Raw genomic sequence first — 24,748 nt, 5'->3', positions numbered from 1 at the left:
TCTGCGCTTCGATAATGGTATCGAGCTGTGGAACGATGCTATCTTCGTTGTAGTACAAACCAATACTTAAATTAACCTTTTCAGCGCGTGAATCAGCATTAAACTGTTCCATTAAAGAGAGGATTGGGTCGCCTGCATAAGGTGGGATATGTTGAAACATTAACAATGTCCTTTCGTTAAATCACATTCATCGTCATGAAGTGATCCAGTCGATTGATCAATAAAAATATAGGACTGAGTATGACTCAGCCCTATTTATGGAGATTTTTTAAGAAGTGCTAGGACTTAATCTGTACCTAAAGCAACGCTAGGTTGGGCATTTTTCAATTTCCGTAACTTCACTGCATAGGCCAACATGAGACAGAGAATCCATGCAGGAATCATCATCACAGCGATACGCATATCTGGTGAAAGTGACATCACGACCAAAATACCCAGCATAAAAGCAATGCACAGATAGTTACTAAATGGATAAGCAATGCTTGGGAATTTAGTGGTTTGTCCTTGTGCCTGCATCGCTTTACGGAACTTGAGATGAGTCCATGAAATCACGATCCAGTTAATGACAATCGCAGCAACAACCAACATCATCAATAACGCAAAAGCTTTCTGAGGAAACAGGTAGTTGATCACTACACATAACACTGTCACAAAAGCAGAAACCAATACTGCATTGGTTGGAATACCACGTTTATTGATCTGCTTTAAAAATTTTGGAGCATTGCCCTGCTGAGCCAAACCTAACAACATACGGCTGCTGCAATAACTTGTACCGTTATACACAGAAACAGCAGCAGTCAAAATGACGAAGTTCAGCATCGTCGCCACACCGTGGCTGTCCAAAGAAGCAAATACCATCACAAAAGGGCTACCGCCTTCTGCCATTTGATTCCAAGGGAACAATGCAAACAAAATAAATAACGTTGCGATATAAAAAATCAGGATACGGTAAATAATTTGGTTAACGGCTTTAGGTAAAGTTTTATCTGGATCACGCGCTTCTGCTGCTGTAATACCAAACAATTCAATTCCACCGAAAGCAAAGATAATCACCGCCATCGCCATGACCAGACCTTCAACACCAAATGGGAAGAAACCACCCAATGCCCAAAGGTTACTAATCCCTGCTTGTGGACCAGCTGTGCCTGTCGCTAGCAAATAAGAACCGAAGCCAATCATGGCCAAGATTGCTAAAATTTTGACGATAGAGAACCAAAACTCCATTTCACCAAAGAGTTTGACATGTAATAAGTTGATACCGTTAATTAACAGGAAAAACGCCAATGCTGATGCCCATGTTGGAATCTCGGGCCACCAATATTGAATATAGAGTCCAATTGCGGTCAGCTCTGCCATACAGACCAGAATATTGAGTACCCAATAATTCCAGCCTGACATAAAGCCAGCAAATGAACCCCAATATTTGTGTGCAAAATGACTAAAAGAACCACTCACTGGCTCTTGAACCACCATTTCACCTAACTGTCGCATCATCATGAATGCAATAAATCCTGCGATTGCATAACCTAAGATGACGGACGGACCTGCAAGCTTAATCGATTGTGAGATACCGAGAAATAACCCTGTACCAATTGCCCCACCTAGCGCGATAAGCTGGATGTGCCGATTGCTCAAACCGTGTTTCAGGTTTCCTTGCTGTTGATTTGACATATGATTATTCTCATCCTTGTCACGTAATTTTCTTATCAAAAATTACGTATATCATAAATTAATCAGAAATGCCTAGTGTTGATCAAAAAATAATTGATTCACTTTTCTCATAACCGCGCATATAAACAGAAAATTCAACAAATAACAACAATTATGAAATATGTAATTAAATTATGTATTGCGTAATTAATTATTTTCAGTATGATAGAAGTTATCAGCTACGGTTTAGAGCCTTGATGAAGCATAACAAGCGCGGTAATTTTTCAATTTAGCTTTGTTTTTCATATATCTAGTCAAGACTCAAAAATATTTATGGTAAATCCAGACAAAATTAAGACAAGGAAGGCAAACTCATGACACAGCATTTAACCTCTTTTCTTGAGATTGACTCACAATCCGATTTCACAATTCATAATTTGCCTTATGGAATTTTTAGTGAAAGTAACCCAGCACATAAACGTGTAGGTGTGGCAATTGGTGACTGGGTGCTTGACCTTGCAGCATTGACGGCGCATGGCTTATTAAAATTTGAAGGAAATCAGGATTATTTCAATCAGCCGACGCTCAATGCATTTATCGAATCAGGTAAACACAACTGGCAATACGTGCGTCAGACCTTACAAAGCTTGTTGTCTGCAAACAATCCAGCCCTGCGTGACAATGCGGAATTACGTACTTTAGTTTTACGTCCACAAAATGCGGTAACTTTACACTTACCGATCCATGTCCCAGGCTATACCGATTTTTATTCATCTAAAGAACATGCCACCAATGTCGGTACCATGTTCAGAGATCCAAAGAATGCCCTATTACCTAACTGGAGTGAGTTGCCAGTCGGTTATAACGGTCGTGCCAGTTCTGTGATCGTCAGTGGTACCGATATTGTTCGCCCATCTGGACAGATCAAATTACCGAATAGCGAACGTCCAGTTTTCTCTGCCACACGTAAACTCGATTTTGAGTTAGAAACTGCTTTTATCGTGGGTAAAGCAACGAGTTTAGGTCAACCCATAGCGATTGAAGATGCTTGGGATCATATATTTGGTATGGTGTTATTAAATGACTGGTCTGCACGTGATATCCAACAATGGGAATATGTGCCATTAGGACCATTTAATGCCAAAACTTTTGCCAGCGCGATCTCACCATGGGTAGTGACCATGGAAGCATTGGAACCTTTCAAAGTCAAAGGCCCAGTACAGCAACCGCAGCCACTCAGCTATTTACAAGAAAATATCGCCAACAGTTACGATATCCAGCTCAGTGTCGAAATTCAAAGCCCGAAATCACAAACGGCGGATGTGATCTGTCAGACCAACTTTAAATATATGTACTGGTCGATGGCACAGCAACTCACTCACCACACCATTGCAGGTTGTAATGTCCAAGTTGGCGATCTGATGGGTTCAGGTACGATCTCAGGACCTACGGAAGACTCTTATGGTAGTTTGCTTGAGCTGACGTGGAATACCACCAAACCACTTACCCTTGCCAATGGTGAGCAGCGTGGCTTCTTGGAAGATGGTGATCGCGTCGTTATGAAGGGTCACTGTGAAAAAGACGGTATTCGTGTTGGTTTTGGCCAAGTCGAAAATACCATTCTTGCAGCACACCGCTTTGACTTTCAGGAAACTGAGGAAGTGAGCTATGAAACTGTATAGCTATTTCCGTAGTTCAGCTGCCTATCGGGTACGAATTGCACTCAACCTAAAAGCACTTGCCTATGACACGCAGGCAGTGCATCTGGTTAAAAATGAGCAACAACTGGCAGATTATCAAGCACTCAATCCAAGTCAGTTGGTACCTACCCTCATGGATGCAGATCAGCCTTTACTCCAGTCCATCAGTATCTTGGAATATCTGGAAGAAGCCTATCCAGCGATTGCTCTATTACCAAAAGATCTTGCAGATCGCGCTAAAGTGCGTGCATTTGCCCAAGCCATCGCTTGTGATATTCATCCACTCAACAATCTAAGAGTGCTGAAATACTTACAAAATGAGCTTGCGCTCAGTGATATTCAAAAAAATCACTGGTATCAGCATTGGATTATCGAAGGTTTTCATAGCTTAGAGGCGCAACTCAGCCAATCCAATGGTCAGTTTTGTTTTGGTACACAAGCCACTTTTGCCGATTGCTGTTTGATTCCACAAGTCTATAACGCCAAACGTTTTAAAGTAGATGTGAGTGCATTTCCAAAAATTGAATCAATTTATCAACACTGTATGGCGCTTCCAGCATTTCATCAAGCTGCCCCTGAACAACAGCCCGATTGGGAATAAAGATAAAAAGGAGCTTTATCATGACATTTGCAATTAAAAAGATTCACCACGTTGCCTACCGCTGCAAAGATGCCAAAGAAACAGTGGAATGGTACAAAACCATGTTGAATATGGACTTCATTTTGGCATTTGCTGAAGATCATGTCCCTTCAACCAAAGCCTTTGATCCTTATATGCATTTATTCCTCGATGCAGGTCAAGGAAATGTTTTAGCCTTCTTTGAGTTACCAACACAGCCTGAAATGGGACGTGATGAGAACACTCCTCAATGGGTACAACATATTGCCTTTGAAGTTGAAGACCAGGCAACATTGTTAAGAGCCAAAGAACATCTTGAAGCAAATGGTGTAAAAGTCCTTGGCGTGACCAATCATGGCATTTTCCATTCGATTTATTTCTTTGATCCAAATGGTCATCGTTTAGAACTCACTTATAACGATATTCATGCCGATGCCAAGATTGCGCGTATTACTGAAGAGATGAAAACCGAAATGCTAGAGGAATGGAGCAGAACCAAACGTGCTCCTCAACATACGCACTTCCTGCATGAAGAAGAATTAGGCGTCTAAGCATGGGTTTTGTGAATAGGATGCAATTGAAAGATGTAATCGCAAAACTCATGTCAAAGCATCGATTCACAGCATAAATGTAAGATTGATCGACATTGGAGTAGATTTGCTTCAATGTCGATTTTTTATGGTCAAATGTTGGCTGCGCTGACACAGAAATCTTGTCCTCTGTTTTACGACAAACACGATACTATGTCAGTGCAAAGCATTGTATGCTTATGCAATTCACCTATTTAAGTCATTAAAAAAGGTGATTTCTATTTTGTAGTATGCTCAGGCATGATGTGTTGAACATTGAAACCATCTATTCAAATCAAACGAATACGGCTAGATATCATGGGTATAAAGGGTTTATTGAATGATTGAAGAAAAGTTATCTGGTGGAGTTCAATCACTAGAGGTGGGTTTATCTGTACTCAATGCCCTTTTAGAACACAATAAGCCAATTATATTGAAAGAGCTCTCCAGTAAACTGGATATGCATCCTGCCAAGGTTCACCGCTATTTAGTCAGCTTGATTCGTATGAATTACGCCAAACAGCTAGATGATGGTCAATATGCACTCGGCGATCAAGCGTGGCGATTAGGTCTAAATTGCATTCAACACACCGATGTATTACAGCTGGTTCAACATTTAATTTATGAGCTACAAAGCAAAATTGGTTGTGGTATTCAAATCAGCAAATGGTCGCCCAAAGGTCCATTGGTGGTTCAGTCGATTGAGTCCAATCATCCAATTTCGATCGTGACCAAAGTTGGCTCGATCATGCCCTTGGTCAACTCTGCGGCAGGTCGTATTTTTGCTTCTTATTTACCAGAAGCGGTGATTCAGCCATTGATACACGCTGAATGGGAAAGAGCTGCGCATCATCACTATCCCATCAAACCAGCGAACTGGGATGAGTTCAAAAACCTCAAAGAAAATATCTTGCAAAACGGGATGGCAGTCGCTCAAGGTGACTTACTGGTGGGAATCAATGCCGTAGGACTACCGATCTTCAACGCACATCAAGCAATGGAATTCTGTATTGTTGCATTGGATAGTGAAATGTTTTTCCCAGTCCATGAAGGCAGTGAAAAGCTCGAACTTTTCAAACGAGAAGTGGCAGCAATCAATCAATATATCAAAACGCGTTAATTCAAACCTATAGCAATAAAAAAGCCAAGAAATTGATTTCTTGGCTTTTTGCTTTGGATTTTTAAACGAATTATTTGGCTTCTAATACACCACGGCGGATCTGGTCACGTTCAATCGACTCAAACAAGGCTTTGAAGTTACCTTCACCAAAACCGTCGTCATCTTTACGTTGAATAAACTCAAAGAATACAGGTCCGAGCATATTTTGAGAGAAGATTTGTAATAACAATTTCTTCTGACCATCTTTGGTATTTCCATCCAACAAGATACCACGCTTTTGCAGTTCTTCGGTTGGCTCACCATGCTCTGGTAGGCGCTCTTTCAACATCTCGTAATAAGTTTCAGGCGGTGGCGTCATAAACTCAAGCCCTAAGCCTTTTAACTTATCCCAAGTTGAAATCAAGTCATCAGTAATAAAGGCAATGTGTTGGATCCCTTCACCGTTGAAATCAGACAGGAATTCTGCGATCTGACCGTTACCCTTGTCTGAATCTTCATTTAAAGGAATACGGATCAAACCATCAGGTGCAGTCAATGCCTTAGAGGTCAAGCCTGTATATTCACCTTTAATGTCAAAGTAACGGATTTCCTGGAAGTTGAAAATCTTCTCATAGAAATTCGCCCAATACTCCATACGACCTTTATAAACATTGTGAGTCAAATGATCGATTTCATTTAAGCCAGCGCCTTTTGGATTCTTCTCGACATCATCGAAGAAGATGAAGTCATTTTCATAAATGTCACGATCCACAAGGAAGATTGGCATGCCACCAATGCCTTTAATCGCTGGAATATTCAGCTCCATTGGACCCGCTTGCGAATACATTGGCTCTGCACCAAGCTCAACCGCGTTCTTGAATGCTTTTGCTGCATCACGGGTTCTAAAGCCCATCGCACATGCTGATGGTCCATGTTCTTTAAAGAAGAAAGAAGCATAAGATTCAGGCTGGTAATTCAAAATGATATTGATATTGCCTTGGCGCCATAAATAAACTTTTTTAGACTTATGCTTTGCGACTTTGGTAAACCCAATGGTCTCAAAAATTTGATCTAATCCATTTTCCGTCGATACAAACTCAATAAAAGCAAATCCACATAATTCTAATGGGTTATCTAAAATGTCCATCTAGTTTCCCTTATTTAGATAAATTCATCCGTTTCACACTCGGCCTTGGTGTTGTGCATCCAAATGCTTAAACATTCCATTTAAATGGCATCAACAGCCGCAAGCATGATTAGAAAAGGTTTCCGATGTTTTTATAAATAGGCTAAAAGCATCCGTGTTGAAACCTTTTCCTCCGTCCATAAGTCAGCCAAATTTAAGCATTGGCCCTCAACATAAATTCATGCTACAAGAAACCATGAATTTATGCAATACATAATTTAATTATACTATGTGTAATTTTACCTCATTATTCCCAAATTCTATTCCATTTTTTATTCCAACATCCATTCCATGTTTGCCGTACTAATCCACTATATTTAAATCCTAAGCCGCTATGCAGTCGAGATAAAGGGTAAAATCTATCACTTCAATAAAATTGCGAAAATTTACTTAAAAAAGCGTGACAGCTATCACTCTTTAATAAATTTAATTATAGTTTTTTCACGAAGCAATAAATCAGCAAACGATCACTAAATCGGGCTTGATATGTACATTTTTAAACATTAAGGCTATAAAAAAGCACCCAAATTAAAGTAAAATTCACAAAATTGTCTCCAATCCCAATTCGGGCACCCTCCTCTTTTGATGTGCCTTGAGTGCATACATCATTATTTAAATCTTTTCTCTCTATATATCCTTTATATAGAGCGTCATTTAATTTTTAAGGTAAATTGAATGAAAAAATTTTGGAAATACGTATTAGCACTGTTACTTGTGCTAATTGTTATCGCTATTGCCTTTCTTTTTAGACCGATTACGTCAAAGGCAGTTAAAACTAAAAGTGACGAACCTGTTGTCGATGTCGTATTGATCGGTGGCGGTATTATGAGTGCCACATTAGGCACTTATCTAAATGAGTTACAACCTGACTGGAATATTCGCATGTATGAACGTCTTGATGCGGTTGCACAAGAAAGTTCAAACGGTTTCAACAATGCGGGTACTGGTCACTCAGGCTTTATGGAAATGAACTATACCGAAGAAAAAGACGGTAAAATGGACGTTTCTAAAGCCGTGAAAGTTGCAAGCCAATTCGAAATTGCAAAACAATTCTGGGCGCATCAAGTGAAACAAGGTGTATTGAGTACACCAAATAGCTTTATCAATCCAGTACCACATATTGCCTTCGTTTGGGGTGATAATGTGCAATTCATGGAAAAGCGTTATGCAGCTATGATCCAAGAGCCGTTGTTTGCGGGCATGAAAATCACTGAAGATCCAACCGAAGTTCAGAAATGGGCACCTTTGGTGATGGATGGTCGTGATCCTCAACAGAAAATTGCGGCAACGCGTATGGATGTTGGTTCAGATGTGAACTATGGTGCGATCACAACTCAATTGGTTAACCACCTCGAAAAAAATCCAAACTTCAAACTGAGAACCTCTACTGAAGTAACGGGTATCAGTAAAAATGATGACAATACCTGGTCTGTCGCATTTAAAGACCTGAAATCTGGTGAAGTTAGCCACGTCAAAACCCGCTTTGTATTTATTGGTGCAGGTGGTGCAGCGATTAAATTATTACAAATGACAGGTTTGCCTGAGGCAAAACAATATGCTGGCTTCCCTGTAGGCGGTGAGTTCCTTGTGACAGATAATCCTGCAATAACTGAAAAACACACCGCTAAAGTCTATGGTCGTGCAGATCTTGGTGCACCTCCGATGTCAGTTCCACATATTGATACGCGTTATATTGACGGTAAGAAATATGTATTGTTTGGACCATTTGCAACCTATTCGAACAAGTTCCTGAAATATGGTTCTCAACTCGATTTGTTAGCATCGACCAACAAGAACAACATCTTGCCAATGACTGCGATTGGCTTACAAAATGCTGACCTTGTTCAATACTTGATTAGCCAAGTGTTGATGTCTGATGAAGATCGTTTCAATGAGTTGAAAAAATACTATCCAGAAGCTGATCCGAAAGACTGGCATTTACGTCAAGCAGGTCAACGTGTCCAAATCATCAAAAAAGAACCTGGCAAACCAGCTAAGTTACAGTTTGGTACAGAGATCTTTGCATCAGAAGATAAATCCGTAACCGCTTTACTCGGTGCTTCTCCAGGCGCATCAACTTCGCCGTATATCATGCTGAATTTGCTTGAAAAAGCCTTCCCAGAAAAAACCAAAGGTGAATGGGATGCGAAGTTACATGAGATCGTGCGTTCTTATGGACAGGATCTTGCAACCGACCCTGTTTTACTTGATCAAATTCGCCAATATACAAGCTCAACATTAGGCTTGAACTATACGACCCCAGCTCAAATTGTTCCTGCGAAGCAACAAAGTACCGCTGTAGCTGTGGCGCAATAATTAATCTTTCTTAAAGAGAGGAGTTTCGACTCCTCTTTTTTACGCCTCGATGTTGATGACGGGGTTGTTTCATACAGCAGATACTATTGGTGGACTATTCATGAGAGCGAGTTAGTTCCTTTTCATTAGGATCTCAGCCATGGAACTTCATCATAATCGCAGTTACAGAATTTGCTTTTTATACTTTAATTTTCGCAGTTACCAGACACCCCTATTTTTCCCTTTCAGTTCTCATTATGATGGATGCTTGTGACAGTGTTAACATTGTAATTTGCCAGACCATATTGCCCATCACCTCGCCCAATACTTGCTAGGACAGGTGCAATAAATGGCATTTTTGTTAGCGCAAGCAATGAACTTGGTACATTCCAATCCAGTGTAATGACATGTTTTTTCAGCCTAATACCCGCGGTATATATCGGAGGGTCACTGGCTTTAGTCTGCGTTGTTTTACCAAGCTCAAAACCAAAGATTTACTGAATTTTCGTTTTAGCCCTTAACAACTTTGATTTTAAACGCCAATCCATATGAAAGACTCATTGCCTGCCTCATCAGGCTCTAGCAAATTTATTAATTTTTCCATTTTTGTATGGTTAGTCTTACTCTGCCTACAATCGACCTATATCGTGATTATCGGTGGGCCTAGCTATCTCTTTTGGACCTCAATTGGCTTCTTATTTCTATATATCTTCAGTTTTCATTCCAGTACTTTAAAAAATCGTATCATTTTACTATTTACAGCTTTGCTTCTGATCTATTTAGCACTGCACTCATTGTTCTGCACCTATTTGTTACTGGCGTTTTATTGTATTTTCTATCTTTATTCAGGCCCATATCGCTATAAAAAATTAATTAAACTCGGCGGATTATTCATAATAATGATTGTTTTTGCGATCTATCAAACTCAATCCCTACATGAGTTAAAAGAAAAATACGCTCCGCATGAAACGGGCGAAACATGGCAACAATACGGCGCACTTTAAAAGGATAAAAAAACCCCACTGTTTAAAGCGGGGTCTTGATAAAAATTAATCTTGTGAATCCGGATACAATGGGCGATTTCCTGGACTAATTCGATTGATATGTAAGAATGTCATGTGACGCTCATACTTATCTAAAATGTCATTAATCACTTGCTCTTTGGTATAACCGACCAAATCATTGTCCTGAGAACCTTCATATAAGAACGTCTCTAAACGATAATAATGTTGCTTACCACGTTTACCACGCTCACTAAATGTAGGGGCGATATAACGCACAGGCCAGATCTGATAAACAAAATTATGTTCATCTTCGATGTAGATGGTTAAGTCCAAATGGTAAAGGGAATCACTGTCTTCCACCTCACCCTGTGTCACCTCTACATTCATACCGCGTTTCACCAGCTCATCTGCAACCGTTTGTACCGCAGGTTTACATACACTATCGAGCATACGTTGGGTTTCACTACTTCCAGGATGATGCATCACACGAGATAAACGTTGCTTCCAGTTGAGAATATCCACATTCCCCACCACAGGCGCTGCATTTAAGCTACTGCTGGCCTTGCGATAGTCTTCTAAACGCAAAGACTTATACAATCCCGCCATCACCAATAACATCACAAAGCTGAACGGCAAACCCATAATCACCGTGGCACTTTGTAACGCCGTAATCCCATTTGCCATCAACATGGCGATCGTCAATAATCCAATCGCAATCGCCCAAAACACACGTAACCAGCGTGGGGCATCATTATCGACATTGGAAAATTTGGTAGTGAAGTTACCGAGTACCAAGGCACCAGAATCGGCAGATGTTACATAGAACAGCAAACCTGTAATTGTGGCTACACCCGCAATAAAGGCAAAGCCAGGATATTGAGCCAGCAAGTCATAGAAACCATGGGCAGGATCAGTCAGTACCGTTTGCGCCAAGGCATTGTTACCGTCAAAAATAACATTGTATAAAGCACTATTACCAAAGATAGATAACCATGTAATGGTAAAGAGTAATGGAATAATTAAAGTACCACAGACAAACTCACGAATGGTACGGCCACGTGAAATACGCGCCAAAAACAGCCCCACAAATGGCGACCAAGCCACCCACCATGCCCAGAAGAACAATGTCCAACTGTTCATCCATTCTTTCGGCTGTTCAAATGCAAAGCTATCTAAAGCCAAGCTCGGGAAACGGCTAATATAGTCACCAAAGTTTTGTACCAGTGCATTGAGTAGGAATTCAGTATTCCCCAAGAACAGGACAAATAACATCAAGCCAATGGCGGCATAAATATTGATCTCCGACAGGACCTTAATCCCTTTATTCACCCCTGCCGTCACTGAAATGATCGTGACAATCACCGCAACCAAGATCAAACTGGATTGAATCCAGAGTCCTTCTGGCCAGCCGAACAAAACATGCAGACCATAATTGATCTGAACAACGGCAATACCACAGGTGGTTGCAATACCGAAAATCGTACCAATCACCGCTGCTGTATCAACACTATGCCCAATTGGACCGTCAATTTTTTTACCAAAAATAGGATATAAAGCAGAACGAATGGTGAGAGGCAAATTATAACGATAGCTAAAATAGCCCAATGCCATTCCCACCAATGCATACATACCCCAGCCTGTTAAGCCATAGTGAAATAGTGTCCACACCATGCCTTGTCTTGCGGCTTCATAGGTTTGTCCTTCACCCACTGGTGGATTCATATAATGAGAAAGAGGTTCAGCCACAGAGAAGAACATTAAGTCTGTGCCGATCCCTGCCGCAAACAACATCGCCGACCAGCTCAATAAACTAAATTCTGGTTTGGAATGCTTAGGCCCCAGCTTGATGTCCCCATAACGAGAACAAGCAATAAACACCACAAAGATTAAATATAAAGTTGCAGCAAGGAGGTAATACCAACTAAATGTGGAACTGACCCAGTCCAAAACCGTATTCAATACGTGATTGGCAAAATCATTAAACAAAATCGTAGTTAATGAAAATATTAAAATTATGAGCGCTGAAACATAAAAGACCACACGGTTTAACTGATCTTTTGTTTGAATAGATGAATCATCAACTGCTCTTGGATTATCTGTCACCATACAATCCTCAAGGAATGAGAAAAAAAGAAAAATATTCATCCTGATCTTTTCGTTAATTAAAACTTAAACGAAAAGATCCATCCGAATAAAAAATGAAAAATAAAGCGCATCAACCGAAATTACATAACTTCTGGTTCTTTAGTATGCTGATGTAATGGTTGAATTTCCTCCGTCACCACTTTGGGTTGTTGAGGATGATAATGATCCTGTTTTAGCGCTTTGGCTAAACCAAACATATAAAGCAGAAGAATAACGGAGAATGGTAATCCGCAAAGTACAACCGCACTTTGCATTGCATCAAAACTACCTGCTAAAAGCAGACCAATACTGACAATCGTGATGACCACAGACCAAAAGATACGCAACCAAATCGGTGAGTCACTTTCATTACTCCCCCCTTTCGAGGAAAGATTTGCGATCATAAGTGTACCCGAACCGACTGGAGTCAAAAACAATACGAAACAAATCATAACAACAATCCCAGCAATAACAGGATTGAACGGTAAAAATTCGAGGAACTTAAATAGGGATAACGCAGGATCAGCTAAGACCATCTCTCCTAATGCTTGCTGTTTTTGATTCAAAATTAAATGAATCGCGGTATTTCCAAAAATTGAAATCCAAGCCAAGGTAAAACCAAGCGGTATCAGACATACCCCTAAAACTACTTCTCGAATGGTACGGCCTTTGGAAATACGTGCAATGAACATTCCCACAAAAGGCGCCCAAGCAATCCACCATGCCCAATAAAACACCGTCCACGAACCCAACCATGAATTTGCCTGTTGATCGTATAAATACATGTCAAAACTTTTAGCAATAAAGTTATTGAGATAATCGCCCATGTTTTGCACCAAACCATTGAGCAAATGATTGGTTGGTCCTGTGAGGAAAACAAAAAGTAGCAGCGCATATAGCAGACGTAAATTAATGCGTGATAACCACGCCAAGCCTTTTTCAATACCGACGACAGTGGTTAGCGTAGCTACTGCCATCATCAGTAACACCACTGCAATCAAAGTACCATGTGTATTGGGAATTTCTGGCAACAAATAAGTAATTCCTGACACCAATACCAGTGCGCCAATCCCTAAATTGGTTACTAGAGAAATGACCGTCGCTAAAATACCAAAACCATCAACGAAATCGCCTATCCAGCCATAAATTCGAGGACCGAAAATTGGATACAGCGCAGAACGTAAAGCCAACGGTAAATCTAATCGAAAAGCAAAATAACCCAAGGTTACGCCGATCAAGGCATACAATACCCAACCATGAATACCCCAATGCAGGAAGCTATACATCATGGCATCACGCGCTGCTTGTACAGTACCGCCCTCACCTTCTGGCGGACGAAGAAAATGGTCAACTGGCTCAGCAACACCATAATAGAGCAAGGCAATACCGATACCCGCTGAAAATAGCATGGACACCCATACCAGATAACCGAACTCTGGCTTGTCTTGATTTTTACCTAATGGAATCTGGCCCACTCGAGAAAATGCTAACCATGCGACAAAACCTAAGCATGCCACGATCACCAATATGTAATACCAACCAAATAACTGGTTGACTTGCTCTTGGACATAAGTCAACCAAAACTGGCTTTGCTCTGGAAAGCCGACAAACAATAGACCGAAAACACCGATACTGATTGCGGAGCTCCAAAAAACAAAAAAATTTAATCGAATACGTTCGGAAGAAAACCCATCCTTACTTTTTGACACCATCATCTTGCTCCTTGCAATCGGTGTATTTTTCTTACTGCATCTTTTGACCAAGTAATCAAAAATTGTGTGATTTTTACAGATTATACTTTTTATTGATTGAACGTTCAATCAATAAAAAGTATGATAAAAAAATGCTATGATGTTCTACATTGAGAAATGTTAAATAAAAAGTACCTTTACAGGGCTTTCAGTGGATCAACATGACAAAACGTAGAGTCAAACCAGAGCATGTGCGACGCGAAGAAATTATCAACGCCGCATTCCATGTAATTTCTGAAGTGGGGTTATCCAATACCACCATTGCACAAATTGCAAAAAAGGCCGAGTTATCAACTGGTATTGTGAGTCACTATTTTGGTGATAAACAGGGATTAATCAATACCTGCATGCAAGAAATGCTCAACGTTTTGCGTCAAAAAACTGACCAATATAAAACGGAAGCAGATGCGCATCCAGAAAGCCAAATCAAGGCAATTATTGATTCCAACTTCGATATTAGTCAGGTCAACAAGCAAGCGATGCGTGTTTGGTTAGATTTTTGGTCAGCCAGTATGCATCTTCCCGAATTAGGGCGTTTGCAACGAATTAATGATCAACGCCTCTATTCAAACTTGAAATTCTATTTTCTCAAGTTACTGGATAAAGAACAGGCAAGTATTGCTGCTCGCGGTTTAGCAGCGTTGATTGACGGATTATGGTTACGCGGGAGTTTAAGCAGTCATGACGAATTTGACAGTCAACTCGCCCGTTCCATTGCTTACGATTATGTAAAAACGCAATTGCAATTTGCGAACAAGCCTTTGCAGGAGAAACAGAATGAGTGATGCACAAGTTCATCAACTATATATTCATGGACGCTACGTTGAAGCAACCAGCGGACAAACATTTGATAGTATTAACCCTGCCAACGGTGAAGTGATCGCAACACTTCAGCAAGCCTCACAACAAGATATCGAAGCAGCTGTTCAAAGTGCCCAACAAGGACAAAAAGTTTGGGCAGCAATGACTGCGATGGAACGTTCCCGTATTTTACGTCGTGCTGTTGATATTCTGCGTGAACGTAATGATGAACTGGCGAAGCTTGAAACACTTGATACTGGTAAAGCCTATAGCGAAACATCAACCGTTGATATCGTCACGGGTGCTGATGTACTTGAATATTACGCAGGTCTTGCGACTGCCATTCAAGGTGAACAAGTTCCTTTGCGTGAATCAAGTTTCTTTTATACACGCCGTGAACCCCTTGGCGTTGTCGCTGGTATCGGCGCTTGGAATTATCCAATTCAAATTGCTTTATGGAAATCAGCTCCTGCACTAGCTGCGGGAAATGCGATGATTTTCAAACCAAGTGAAACTACCCCGCTTACCGCATTTAAACTTGCTGAAATCTATACCGAAGCTGGTGTCCCAGATGGTGTATTTAACGTGGTACAAGGTGCAGGTCGTGACATCGGACAATGGCTTACTGAACATCCGGTGATTGAAAAAATCTCTTTCACAGGTGGTGTTGAAACAGGCAAAAAAGTAATGGCCAGCGCCGCAGGTTCTACACTTAAAGAAGTCACGATGGAACTCGGTGGTAAATCACCCCTGATTATTTGTGAAGATGCAGATCTGAACCGTGCCGCAGATATTGCAATCATGGCAAATTTCTTTAGCTCAGGCCAAGTTTGTACCAATGGCACGCGCGTTTTTGTTCCAAAATCACGTTTAGCCGAATTCGAGGCAGCGATTGTAGAACGTGTACAGCGTATCCGCCTCGGCGACCCAATGGATGCTGAAACAAATTTCGGTCCACTAGCAAGCTTCCCACACATGGACAAAGTGCTTTCCTATATCAATGCAGGCAAACAACAGGGCGCTAAATTGTTGGTTGGTGGTGAGCGTGCAACGGGACAATTTGCCCAAGGTGCTTATGTGCTACCTACTGTTTTTAGTGATTGCACCGATGATATGCGTATTGTTCAAGACGAAATCTTTGGACCTGTCATGAGTATCCTCAGTTATCAAACTGAAGAAGAAGTGATTCGCCGTGCCAATAACACAAACTTTGGTCTCGCTGCGGGCGTGGTTACGCAAGATATTAGTCGAGCGCACCGTATTATTCATCAAATTGAAGCTGGGATCTGCTGGATCAATACTTGGGGCGAATCCCCTGCTGAAATGCCAGTAGGCGGCTATAAGCAGTCTGGTGTTGGTCGTGAAAATGGTCTCACCACCTTAGGGCATTACACCCGCATTAAATCCATTCAAGTTGAGCTTGGTGATTACCAAAGCATTTTCTAAAAAGCATTGCGCTTTATCTTCACTTGATCAACTGAAGCGCCATGCTTTCAGTTGATCATGCAAACAAATAAAGGCTAATTATGAATAAGCAAGAATACGACTATATTATTATTGGTGCAGGTTCAGCAGGTAATGTCCTTGCCGCACGTTTAACTGAAGATGCAGATATCTCGGTATTATTATTAGAAGCAGGCGGTCCAGACTATCGTTTAGATTTTCGTACCCAAATGCCAGCTGCATTGGCCTTTCCGCTCCAAGGCCGCCGTTATAATTGGGCTTATGAAACTGATCCTGAACCTCATATGAATAATCGCCGTATGGAATGTGGTCGTGGTAAAGGACTGGGTGGCTCATCTCTGATCAACGGCATGTGTTATATCCGTGGCAATGCAATGGATCTAGAACAATGGGCAACCATGAAAGGTCTGGAAGACTGGACTTATGCAGACTGCTTACCGTATTACAAAAAGGCTGAAACCCGCGATATTGGTGAAAATGACTATCATGGTGGTGAAGGTCCCGTTTCAGTCACCACTCCAAAACAAGGTAACAATGAACTGTTCCACGCCATGATTGAAGCTGGCGTACAGGCAGGCTATCCGCGTACTGATGATTTGAATGGTTATCAGCAGGAAGGTTTCGGCCCAATGGACCGTACCGTGACGCCAAATGGTCGGCGTTCAAGTACCGCTCGCGGTTATTTGGATATGGCAAAAGGTCGTCCGAATTTGACCATCGTGACCCATGCCACCACCAACAAAATCCTGTTTAATCAAAAACAAGCCGTGGGTGTGGAATATATCCTCGGCGCAGACAAAGCCAATATGAAACAGGCGCAAGCCAAACGTGAAGTATTGCTGTGTGCGGGTGCAATTGCATCACCGCAAATCTTGCAACGCTCAGGTGTGGGTGAAAGCAACTTCCTGAAATCGATGGATATTGATGTGGTGCACGACTTACCAGGTGTGGGTGAAAATCTGCAAGACCATCTGGAAATGTACTTGCAATATCAATGTAAGCAACCTGTGTCACTCTATCCTGCTCTACAATGGTATAACCAACCAGCGATTGGTGCTGAATGGTTATTCAACGGTACAGGCGTTGGTGCAAGTAACCAATTTGAAGCAGGCGGCTTTATCCGTAGTTCGGAAGAGTTCGACTGGCCAAATATTCAATATCATTTCTTGCCAGTGGCGATTAACTACAACGGCAGTAATGCAGTGAAAGAACATGGTTTCCAAGCTCATGTTGGTTCAATGCGTTCACCTTCTCGTGGTCGCGTCAAGCTCAAATCTAAAGATCCGTTTGAGCATCCAAGTATCTTGTTCAACTATATGTCAACCGAACAAGACTGGCGAGAATTCCGCGACGCGATTCGTATTACGCGTGAAATCATGGCTCAACCTGCTCTGGATCCGTATCGTGGTGAAGAAATCAGCCCAGGTAAACACATTCAGACTGATGCTGAATTGGATGAGTTCGTACGTAACCATGCAGAAACAGCGTTTCATCCATCATGTAGTTGTAAGATGGGTGAAGACGATATGGCCGTGGTGGATGGCCAAGGTCGTGTCCATGGTGTACAAGGTTTACGTGTGGTCGATGCCTCCATTATGCCGTTAATCATTACAGGTAACTTAAATGCCACCACCATTATGATGGCAGAAAAAATTGCAGATCAAATTCGTGGGAAAAAATTACCACGATCTCAAGCCCCTTATTACAAAGCTGGCTCAAACCCTGTTCGTCAAACACCTTTACGTCCATTTGCATAACCTAGTCCAGTTATGTTCAGCACCTTAAGACTTTAAGGTGCTGCCAACCATTAGGAAAATCCAAATGAAAAGAATTTTATTCACACTTCCTTTCTTCACATTGATTCATACAGCACATGCGACAGAAATAACCACTGAAACAGCATCTCCATTCAGTGCCAATCTCACACTCGCCAGCCAGTATGTATCACGCGGTTTCCAACAAACTTGGGGCAAACCCGCATTACAAGGTGGTGTAGATTACAATCATCCAAATGGCTTTTTTGCTGGGACATGGGCTTCAAATGTCAGTGATGATTTTATTCGTGACGCTTCGATCGAATGGGATGTCTATACTGGTTATAGCCACAGTATTGGAGATTTGTCTTTAGGTATAACAGCAGCCTACTACTTCTATCCAGGTGCCAAAACCACAGCAGAAACGGGGCATACGCGTTTTGACTATGGTGAAATTATTCCCGAAATCAGTTATGGGCCGCTCACAGTCAAATATGCTGTGACCTATACCCAAGACTATTTTGGCAATAACTCGGATACACTCGCTATAGGTGACAATAGGCATTCTCGTGGATCAGGCTACCTAGATGTCAATTGGCATCAACCATTGGGGCGAGGTTGGTCTGCAGATGCACATTATGGTAACCAACGTATTAAAAACTTCTCCGCTGCAAGCTTCCAAGATGCTAGTTTTGCGATTAATAAGGAACTGCCTTATAACCTATCCAGCAGCTTGACCTATAGCAAAGCATGGGATAAAGATGGCTTTTACCAACAGTATAGTAATGGCAATCCAAATGCTAAAGTTTCAAATCCCATTGATTCAACAGTAACATTCTCCATTACGAAGAGCTTTTAATTAAGGCAATAAAAAAGCTGCTCAATGCAGCTTTTTTATTGCCTTTAATTAGACTTTAATCAATTGAATATCTGATCCTGCTCGTTTCGGATCAATCAAGATTTTTGCATGTTGTTCTGGATCACGTAAGGCTTCAAAGGCGTTGCTCACCCCTTCCAAGCCCACTACACCTGTAATCAGTGGTGAAACATCAATTTTACCTTCCGCAATCATATGCAAGGTGTCGCGGAACTCAAGTGGCGTATAACCCAATACATATTGGATTTCCAATTCTTTATTAATAGCCAATGCAGGTTCGATCTTATCGCTCTGCATACAAACCCCTACTCCCACGATACGTGAGAACAATGGTGCACCTTCCAAGATTTGCTGCATGATACCTGCTACCCCCACGCATTCAAAAATCACGGGACGCTTCGGTAATAGTCCGAGCTTGTCACCCACACGCATTGCATTGACCCATGGCAAGGAGTAGGTCTGAACTTTATCAAAAATCCCCATCCCCATATTAATTGCTTCAGATACATTGCCTAATAAACCCAGCTCTTTCCAATTACTAAATGGAGATTGCTGTTTAGGATCAATCAATACATCTGCACCACATAACTCAGCAAGTCTACGACGATTCGGTGAAAAATCACTGGCAACGACAGTTTTAACACCCATCGCTTTGAGCATAATAATTACGCCTAAACCAACAGGACCACAACCAATCACAATGGCTGGCTCATTTTTCTTAATTCGACTACGACGCACAGCGTGCAAAGCAACAGCCATCGGTTCTGTCAATGCAGCACGATCAGCATCCAAACCATTTGTAACTTCAAACATTAAGCTGGATTGAACTAAAACTTGTTCTGCATAACCGCCTGATGCAGTTGGTGAAAGTCCAGTTGGCACATAACCTTGAGGATCAACATTTAATAGCGGCATCGCACAAACCAGAGTATCTGCTTTTAATTTGCGACGGGTTTTTGGACCATAATCTAAGACTTTGCCACAGAACTCATGACCGAAAACAAGTTTATCAGAGGATTTTGCTACCCCATTAAAACCGACTCGTGCTGCCAAATCATGCATATGATCACAGTGATGTTGCATATGTAAATCCGAGCCACAAATTCCACAACGTACTACCTCAAGTAATACTTGTCCTTTAGCTGGAACTAATTGAAGACTATCTTCCAGCTTCAACTCGGCGTTATGACAAACTAGCGATTTCATAGAATGCTTTCCTTTTTGTTTTATTGCATTTGTTAGCCACGCTGAGTCTTTCTATTAAAAACTGTTTGGCTAACTCATTTGATTTTAATTTTGACAAACCATATTGTCAGAATCCATGACCCAAATACCAATATCGTTATCAAATGAGGTCAGCTCTTACTCAACCCTTCAACCCACCGAGCAAATAATAAACAAATAAATCTACTTTCATTGAAATGTAATTAGAATCATTTACAATTAACATTAATTTACCAAAAGTTAAAAACATTAACAATTTATCCATATTCAAGGAATAATTCATGCGTTTTTCATTTCCCGCCATCGCTGTAGTTGCTGTTACTTTTTCTGGATGTGCGACCCTTAAACCAATGGAATTACAATCAGATTTTTGGCAGCAGCCGAATAAAAAAGTTGCAGTTGTTGTGTATGAATTGCCTAAATCAGCAGCGTACAAAGCAGGTAATCAAGGTCTGTTAGATGTGGCAATCAATAACGCCATTTCAAATAAATTTGATAATTTTGTTGAAAGCTTACAATTCGAACCATATAGCACATTAGCTGAAGACATTGAAAAAGAATTTGATCAGCGTGGTTTCGATGCGACTGTCGTAAAATTAGATCCAAAGAATATTCCTGCCTTGGAAAAAACTGCAGAACAAAAGAAAAATCCAGCCGTATTCCAAATGAATCTTGCTGCTGTACCTGATTTAAAAGATAAAGATTTTGTCTTTATCGTAACCAGTAATCAAGTTGGTACCACTCGTTCTTATTATGGATTTGTTCCAACCTCCGCACCTCAAGGCGTGTATGGTGGGATTGCACATCTAGTGGATGTAAAAACAAATGAGATTAAATGGTGGAAGCCAGTCAATGTCGTTAAACCTGTAAGTGGTAAATGGGATCAACCACCATCATATCCAAATGTTGCACAAGCAGTTGATTTAGCTGTAGAAGCATCAAAACAAGAATACAAAAAACAGTTTTTCAATTACAACATGCCAAAAGTAACAATCACTAACTAAGCCCATGAATAAACTTCACAAACTATTTAGCTTTGTGATTGTGCTTATCTTTTCAATTACCTCATTTGCCTACGCAGATGAGGTAATTTCAACTGCACAAACGCAAATAAAAGTCTCATTAAAGCAAGACGATACAAATTTCTTTGTTGAAAGCTTCAATGCCGCAACAGTCCCTATTCCGGTACAAAACTTACAAGGTGTCGATCCATTCATTGCATTAACAGGTGTAGTTATCGGCTATATGACGGCAGATAAAATCAGTCAAACCGCTGAGCAAATGGAGCAAAAAAAGAAAATCCCCCAATTACTTAAATTAGCAAAAACAGTCCAACCAAGCCTTTTGATCAAAAATCAGCTCTCATCAGAACTAGAAAAGCATCCTAAATGGACTGATGGACGTTTATATGAACTGGATGTCGAACCAGAGTATTACCTAAGCCCATCCCTCCATACGATGAAAATGGTGTTTAAATATCGCCTAAAAGCATCAAAACCTAAGACGAAAAGTGAATCAACTAAGTCTCAGATTTATATTTTCCATAACTTAGAACAAGACACTAACCTAGATCAGCTTATTACTTGGAATGAGATTAATGAGGAAAAATTAACTTCCACTTTTATACAAAGTGCAGCTTTTGTGACTGACTGTCTTTCAAATATCGATATTCAACAAGTCCCCAACAGTGACTTTGTTATTGCGACGACATTTAATGATGAAAAATTAAGAGGTTACGTAATTAAACAAGAGAATGATTGGGTATGGTTATTAGATCAAAATAAAAATGTTTATATTTTAAAACCTAAACGTACTTTTGTGTTGAATAGCTCAAATAAAAAATAATTTAAAACATCACGCTAAATTAATGAAAACGAAAATCTTAGACAGCCAATAAGCTGTCTTTTTCATTTAAATATTAAATTTACTTCCCCTCTCTGCTTTTTTCTTTAAAAAAAGCATAATTTAAAGCTTGCATTTAATAGTGTCATTGTGCCAATATATATTTAATGGCTTTAAGCCACCTTATAAGGGGAGTTAAACATGACGATTCAACTTATGACAGCTCAAGCGAATGTTCCCATCAAGTTTTTGCAGTTTTCAGGTGGTGAACGTCATATTCAACTATCACCTGAGTTATTGAATGAATTACAAGCAAACATCCAGATCAAAGCCTCACTGCACAACAGTACGGATGTGATGGATTATTTGTTATTGGAGAATGTATTACTGGAACAAGGTTCTCGTATTTCAGTAGAAATTCCTTATTTCCCTTATGCACGCCAAGACCGTATTTGTGCACAAGGCCAAGCCTTTTCACTGGATTTAATGACCAAGTTATTAAATAGCAATACCGAAAAATTTGCAGGTCAACGTCAAAAAATTGTGGTGTGGGATTGTCATAGTCAAATGACGTTAGAGTTGTTACGCAAAAATACTCGCTTCCAAGAGGTAATCAATATCGAGCCGATCGAGATTATCCAGCAAAGTCCAACATTGATGCAGATTTTAACTGCTGAGCGTACAGTTTTAGTCTGCCCTGATGCAGGTGCAACACAACGCACTCAAGCGATTGCCAACGGCATCAATTCGCAACGTCAACACGCCATTGAAGTGATTCGCTGTGAAAAGCAACGCGACCCAAGCACGGGAAAAATTAGAACAACGGCGGTGGATAGTCCAGACCTAACTGGAAAAACAGCAGTGATCACCGATGATATTTGTGACGGCGGTGCAACTTTTATTGGTATTGCCAAACAACTGCGCAGTCTAAATTGCCAAAACATTATTTTGTATGTCACGCATGGCATTTTTAGCAAAGGTTTGGCGGTATTTGATGGCTTAGTCGATCAGATCTTTACTAGCAATAGTTTGCCACAAGTAGAATCAAGCAAACTCAACATTATCAATTTTCAAAATTAAGATTTAAAGCAAGAGGCCTATAAAAATGAGTATTAAAATTAACCCGCTCAATGCAATTGATTTCTACAAAGCAGATCACCGTCGTCAGTATCCAGTGGGAACTGAATACGTTTATGCTAACTTTACCCCTCGCTCATCACGTTTAGCCAAAATGCTGCCTGATTTTGATGACAAGATTGTATTCTTTGGTCTACAAGGCTTTATCAAACATTTTCTGATTGAAACTTGGAATGAAGGTTTTTTCAATCAACCTAAAGACAAAGTGGTCGCAGCCTATAAACGCCGAATGGACAACTCTTTGGGTGAAGGTGCTGTACCTGTCGAACACATTCAAGCCTTGCATGATCTCGGCTATTTACCATTAAAAATTAAAGCCCTGCCAGAAGGAAACCGAGTTAACATCAAAGTACCTGTATTGACGATTATTAATACTGATCCGAATTTCTTTTGGTTAACCAACTATATCGAAACCGTGCTGAGTGCCGAGTTATGGAAAAGCTGTACCACTGCCAGCATTGCGTATGAATACAAACGCTTGTTGACACAATATGCAGAAAAAACAGGTGCACCTTTAGATTTTGTTCCTGTTCAGGGTCATGATTTTAGTAGCCGTGGTATGAGTGGTATCTATGATGCAGCCCAATCAGGCGTGGGTCACTTGACCAGTTTTATTGGTACGGATTCAGTCGCTTCCATTGACTACGCGGAAGAATATTACAATGCAACAGGTATCGTGGGCGTTTCAGTGCCTGCCACAGAACACAGCGTGATGTGCATGGGCAGTGAAGAAAGTGAAATCGAGACCTTTAGACGTCTGATCTGCGAGCTCTATCCTGCCGGTGTGGTAAGTATCGTTTCAGATACTTGGGATTTCTGGCGTGTGATTACTGAATTTAGCGTGGAATTAAAAACAGAGATTTTAAAACGCCAACCGAATACGCTCGGACTCGCCAAAGTGGTGTTTCGTCCAGACTCAGGTGATCCTGTGAAAATTATCTGCGGCGATCCTGAGGCAGAGCAAGATAGTCCTGCTTATAAAGGTGCCGTGCAATGTTTATGGGAAATTTTTGGTGGTACAGAGACAGCTCAAGGCTATAAAGTGCTAAACGAACGCGTCGGTTTGATCTATGGTGACTCGATTACCCTAGAACGTGCGCAAAACATCTTAAAGGGTTTAGAAGCTAAAGGCTTTGCCTCTAATAATCTAGTTTTTGGCATCGGTAGTTATACTTACAACTACCTGACTCGCGATACCTTTGGTTTTGCAGTAAAAGCCACTTGGGGGCAAGTCAACGGTGTAGGTCGTGAGCTGTTTAAAGACCCTGTGACAGATTCAGGTGTTAAAAAATCAGCCAAGGGTTTATTACGGGTTGAACAAACTGAGAATGGTTTTGAGTTATTTGATCAACAAAGCTTTGAACAGGAGAATATGGGCGCACTGCAAACGGTATTTGAAAATGGTCAATTATTAAGAGAATGCTCTCTTGACCAAATTAGGGAGAGATTAATGTGAAAAATCTCTTTCAATGCAGCAATATTGCTACATCAAGATTGATTACCCACATATCTGTCAAACAGGCATCTGTTAGCTTTTGGAAAAAGGAGAATATAGTGCCATCTTGCGCAGCTTGAATCGCTACTCACGGGCTGAGGTACCTGCTTGTTACCGTAGCCCAACAGGGAGATAACCTACCAGTGGCACTATAGAA

19 protein-coding genes and 2 pseudogenes are annotated in these 24,748 nt (G+C 40.8%); 15 read left to right on the top strand and 6 right to left on the bottom strand.

The window, feature by feature from the left end; genetic code table 11:
• Both DK207_RS13660 and DK207_RS13655 read right to left on the bottom strand, forming a co-directional pair.
• Positions 1-160 (bottom strand): annotated as a pseudogene (locus DK207_RS13660) (aromatic amino acid aminotransferase); the annotation flags it as partial.
• A 125-nt stretch (positions 161-285) separates the two neighbouring features.
• Positions 286-1,671 carry an amino acid permease gene (locus tag DK207_RS13655; RefSeq protein ID WP_109441650.1) on the bottom strand — a complete coding sequence of 462 codons (1,386 nt, stop codon included), beginning with the start codon at positions 1,669-1,671 and terminating at the stop codon, positions 286-288.
• Between the two features lie 353 nt (positions 1,672-2,024).
• Between DK207_RS13655 and fahA the strand changes: the two genes are divergently transcribed.
• From fahA to DK207_RS13635, 4 genes are all read left to right on the top strand, one after another.
• The gene (gene fahA / locus DK207_RS13650; protein ID WP_109441649.1) at positions 2,025-3,332 is read left to right on the top strand and encodes a fumarylacetoacetase; all 1,308 of its coding nucleotides are present in this window, start codon (positions 2,025-2,027) and stop codon (positions 3,330-3,332) included.
• Complete coding sequence (gene maiA / locus DK207_RS13645; protein WP_109441648.1) at positions 3,319-3,951, top strand: maleylacetoacetate isomerase; 633 nt, start codon at positions 3,319-3,321, stop codon at positions 3,949-3,951. Before fahA ends, maiA begins: the two co-directional genes overlap by 14 nt.
• A gap of 20 nt (positions 3,952-3,971) precedes the next feature.
• Entirely contained in the window at positions 3,972-4,520 is a 549-nt protein-coding gene (locus DK207_RS13640; protein ID WP_075316089.1) for a VOC family protein, read from the top strand.
• A gap of 358 nt (positions 4,521-4,878) precedes the next feature.
• On the top strand, positions 4,879-5,658 hold the full coding sequence (locus tag DK207_RS13635) for an IclR family transcriptional regulator (protein ID WP_109441647.1): 780 nt from the start codon (positions 4,879-4,881) through the stop codon (positions 5,656-5,658).
• A gap of 70 nt (positions 5,659-5,728) precedes the next feature.
• On the opposite strand, the gene hppD is transcribed toward DK207_RS13635, so the two are convergent.
• Positions 5,729-6,784: a 4-hydroxyphenylpyruvate dioxygenase gene (gene hppD, locus DK207_RS13630; RefSeq protein WP_109441646.1), complete on the bottom strand. Its 1,056-nt coding sequence runs from the start codon at positions 6,782-6,784 to the stop codon at positions 5,729-5,731.
• Positions 6,785-7,498: 714 nt separating this feature from the next.
• Here hppD and mqo point away from each other — a divergent pair.
• The 3 genes and pseudogenes from mqo (at position 7,499) to DK207_RS13620 (ending at position 10,122) form a co-directional block, all read left to right on the top strand.
• Positions 7,499-9,139 (top strand): malate dehydrogenase (quinone), encoded by a 1,641-nt coding sequence (gene mqo / locus DK207_RS13625; protein WP_109441645.1) that lies wholly within the window; start codon positions 7,499-7,501, stop codon positions 9,137-9,139.
• Positions 9,140-9,200: 61 nt separating this feature from the next.
• Positions 9,201-9,639 (top strand): annotated as a pseudogene (locus DK207_RS16045) (MFS transporter); the annotation flags it as partial.
• 27 nt (positions 9,640-9,666) lie between these two features.
• Positions 9,667-10,122, top strand: coding sequence for a hypothetical protein (locus tag DK207_RS13620; protein WP_109441644.1), 456 nt, complete (start codon positions 9,667-9,669; stop codon positions 10,120-10,122).
• Positions 10,123-10,167: 45 nt separating this feature from the next.
• Here the strand turns inward: DK207_RS13620 and DK207_RS13615 are convergent, their stop codons facing one another.
• Positions 10,168-12,228 (bottom strand): choline transporter, encoded by a 2,061-nt coding sequence (locus tag DK207_RS13615; protein WP_109441643.1) that lies wholly within the window; start codon positions 12,226-12,228, stop codon positions 10,168-10,170.
• 119 nt (positions 12,229-12,347) lie between these two features.
• Positions 12,348-13,958, bottom strand: a complete 1,611-nt coding sequence (locus tag DK207_RS13610; RefSeq protein WP_109441642.1) for a BCCT family transporter — start codon at positions 13,956-13,958, stop codon at positions 12,348-12,350.
• A 200-nt stretch (positions 13,959-14,158) separates the two neighbouring features.
• Here DK207_RS13610 and betI point away from each other — a divergent pair, with 200 nt between their 5' ends.
• The 4 genes from betI (at position 14,159) to DK207_RS13590 (ending at position 18,875) form a co-directional block, all read left to right on the top strand.
• Positions 14,159-14,782: a transcriptional regulator BetI gene (betI, locus tag DK207_RS13605; RefSeq protein ID WP_109441641.1), complete on the top strand. Its 624-nt coding sequence runs from the start codon at positions 14,159-14,161 to the stop codon at positions 14,780-14,782.
• Positions 14,775-16,244, top strand: a complete 1,470-nt coding sequence (gene betB / locus DK207_RS13600; protein ID WP_109441640.1) for a betaine-aldehyde dehydrogenase — start codon at positions 14,775-14,777, stop codon at positions 16,242-16,244. The genes betI and betB overlap by 8 nt, the downstream gene beginning before the upstream one ends.
• Before the next feature lie 80 nt (positions 16,245-16,324).
• Positions 16,325-18,019, top strand: a complete 1,695-nt coding sequence (betA, locus tag DK207_RS13595) for a choline dehydrogenase (protein ID WP_109441639.1) — start codon at positions 16,325-16,327, stop codon at positions 18,017-18,019.
• Positions 18,020-18,083: 64 nt separating this feature from the next.
• Positions 18,084-18,875 carry a TorF family putative porin gene (locus DK207_RS13590; protein ID WP_109441638.1) on the top strand — a complete coding sequence of 264 codons (792 nt, stop codon included), beginning with the start codon at positions 18,084-18,086 and terminating at the stop codon, positions 18,873-18,875.
• A 48-nt stretch (positions 18,876-18,923) separates the two neighbouring features.
• On the opposite strand, the gene DK207_RS13585 is transcribed toward DK207_RS13590, so the two are convergent.
• Complete coding sequence (locus DK207_RS13585; protein WP_109441637.1) at positions 18,924-20,099, bottom strand: zinc-binding dehydrogenase; 1,176 nt, start codon at positions 20,097-20,099, stop codon at positions 18,924-18,926.
• Between the two features lie 299 nt (positions 20,100-20,398).
• Here DK207_RS13585 and DK207_RS13580 point away from each other — a divergent pair, with 299 nt between their 5' ends.
• The 4 genes from DK207_RS13580 to DK207_RS13565 all read left to right on the top strand — a co-directional run bounded on the left by DK207_RS13580 (position 20,399) and on the right by DK207_RS13565 (position 24,552).
• Positions 20,399-21,121 carry a hypothetical protein gene (locus tag DK207_RS13580; RefSeq protein ID WP_109441636.1) on the top strand — a complete coding sequence of 241 codons (723 nt, stop codon included), beginning with the start codon at positions 20,399-20,401 and terminating at the stop codon, positions 21,119-21,121.
• A gap of 4 nt (positions 21,122-21,125) precedes the next feature.
• A complete protein-coding gene (locus tag DK207_RS13575; RefSeq protein ID WP_109441635.1) occupies positions 21,126-21,962 on the top strand; it encodes a hypothetical protein in 837 nt (278 codons plus the stop codon).
• A gap of 198 nt (positions 21,963-22,160) precedes the next feature.
• On the top strand, positions 22,161-23,039 hold the full coding sequence (gene prs / locus DK207_RS13570) for a ribose-phosphate diphosphokinase (RefSeq protein ID WP_109441634.1): 879 nt from the start codon (positions 22,161-22,163) through the stop codon (positions 23,037-23,039).
• Between the two features lie 25 nt (positions 23,040-23,064).
• Positions 23,065-24,552, top strand: a complete 1,488-nt coding sequence (locus DK207_RS13565; RefSeq protein WP_109441633.1) for a nicotinate phosphoribosyltransferase — start codon at positions 23,065-23,067, stop codon at positions 24,550-24,552.
• Positions 24,553-24,748 lie beyond the last annotated feature (196 nt).

It is taken from the genome of Acinetobacter haemolyticus (genome assembly GCF_900406815.1).
In the GTDB taxonomy this organism is placed as follows: Bacteria; Pseudomonadota; Gammaproteobacteria; order Pseudomonadales; family Moraxellaceae; genus Acinetobacter; species Acinetobacter haemolyticus_A.
The sequence above is the reverse complement of the archived record's forward strand: the minus strand, read 5'-3'. Positions and strand labels throughout refer to the sequence as shown.

Excerpts from the sequence above, each read along its gene's own strand:
- DK207_RS13655 (WP_109441650.1), bottom strand. The coding sequence starts at position 1,671 with ATGTCAAATCAACAGCAAGGAAACCTGAAACACGGTTTGAGCAATCGG.
- fahA (WP_109441649.1), top strand. The coding sequence starts at position 2,025 with ATGACACAGCATTTAACCTCTTTTCTTGAGATTGACTCACAATCCGAT.
- maiA (WP_109441648.1), top strand. The coding sequence starts at position 3,319 with ATGAAACTGTATAGCTATTTCCGTAGTTCAGCTGCCTATCGGGTACGA.
- DK207_RS13640 (WP_075316089.1), top strand. The coding sequence starts at position 3,972 with ATGACATTTGCAATTAAAAAGATTCACCACGTTGCCTACCGCTGCAAA.
- DK207_RS13635 (WP_109441647.1), top strand. The coding sequence starts at position 4,879 with ATGATTGAAGAAAAGTTATCTGGTGGAGTTCAATCACTAGAGGTGGGT.
- hppD (WP_109441646.1), bottom strand. The coding sequence starts at position 6,784 with ATGGACATTTTAGATAACCCATTAGAATTATGTGGATTTGCTTTTATT.
- mqo (WP_109441645.1), top strand. The coding sequence starts at position 7,499 with ATGAAAAAATTTTGGAAATACGTATTAGCACTGTTACTTGTGCTAATT.
- DK207_RS13620 (WP_109441644.1), top strand. The coding sequence starts at position 9,667 with ATGAAAGACTCATTGCCTGCCTCATCAGGCTCTAGCAAATTTATTAAT.
- DK207_RS13615 (WP_109441643.1), bottom strand. The coding sequence starts at position 12,228 with ATGGTGACAGATAATCCAAGAGCAGTTGATGATTCATCTATTCAAACA.
- DK207_RS13610 (WP_109441642.1), bottom strand. The coding sequence starts at position 13,958 with ATGGTGTCAAAAAGTAAGGATGGGTTTTCTTCCGAACGTATTCGATTA.
- betI (WP_109441641.1), top strand. The coding sequence starts at position 14,159 with ATGACAAAACGTAGAGTCAAACCAGAGCATGTGCGACGCGAAGAAATT.
- betB (WP_109441640.1), top strand. The coding sequence starts at position 14,775 with ATGAGTGATGCACAAGTTCATCAACTATATATTCATGGACGCTACGTT.
- betA (WP_109441639.1), top strand. The coding sequence starts at position 16,325 with ATGAATAAGCAAGAATACGACTATATTATTATTGGTGCAGGTTCAGCA.
- DK207_RS13590 (WP_109441638.1), top strand. The coding sequence starts at position 18,084 with ATGAAAAGAATTTTATTCACACTTCCTTTCTTCACATTGATTCATACA.
- DK207_RS13585 (WP_109441637.1), bottom strand. The coding sequence starts at position 20,099 with ATGAAATCGCTAGTTTGTCATAACGCCGAGTTGAAGCTGGAAGATAGT.
- DK207_RS13580 (WP_109441636.1), top strand. The coding sequence starts at position 20,399 with ATGCGTTTTTCATTTCCCGCCATCGCTGTAGTTGCTGTTACTTTTTCT.
- DK207_RS13575 (WP_109441635.1), top strand. The coding sequence starts at position 21,126 with ATGAATAAACTTCACAAACTATTTAGCTTTGTGATTGTGCTTATCTTT.
- prs (WP_109441634.1), top strand. The coding sequence starts at position 22,161 with ATGACGATTCAACTTATGACAGCTCAAGCGAATGTTCCCATCAAGTTT.
- DK207_RS13565 (WP_109441633.1), top strand. The coding sequence starts at position 23,065 with ATGAGTATTAAAATTAACCCGCTCAATGCAATTGATTTCTACAAAGCA.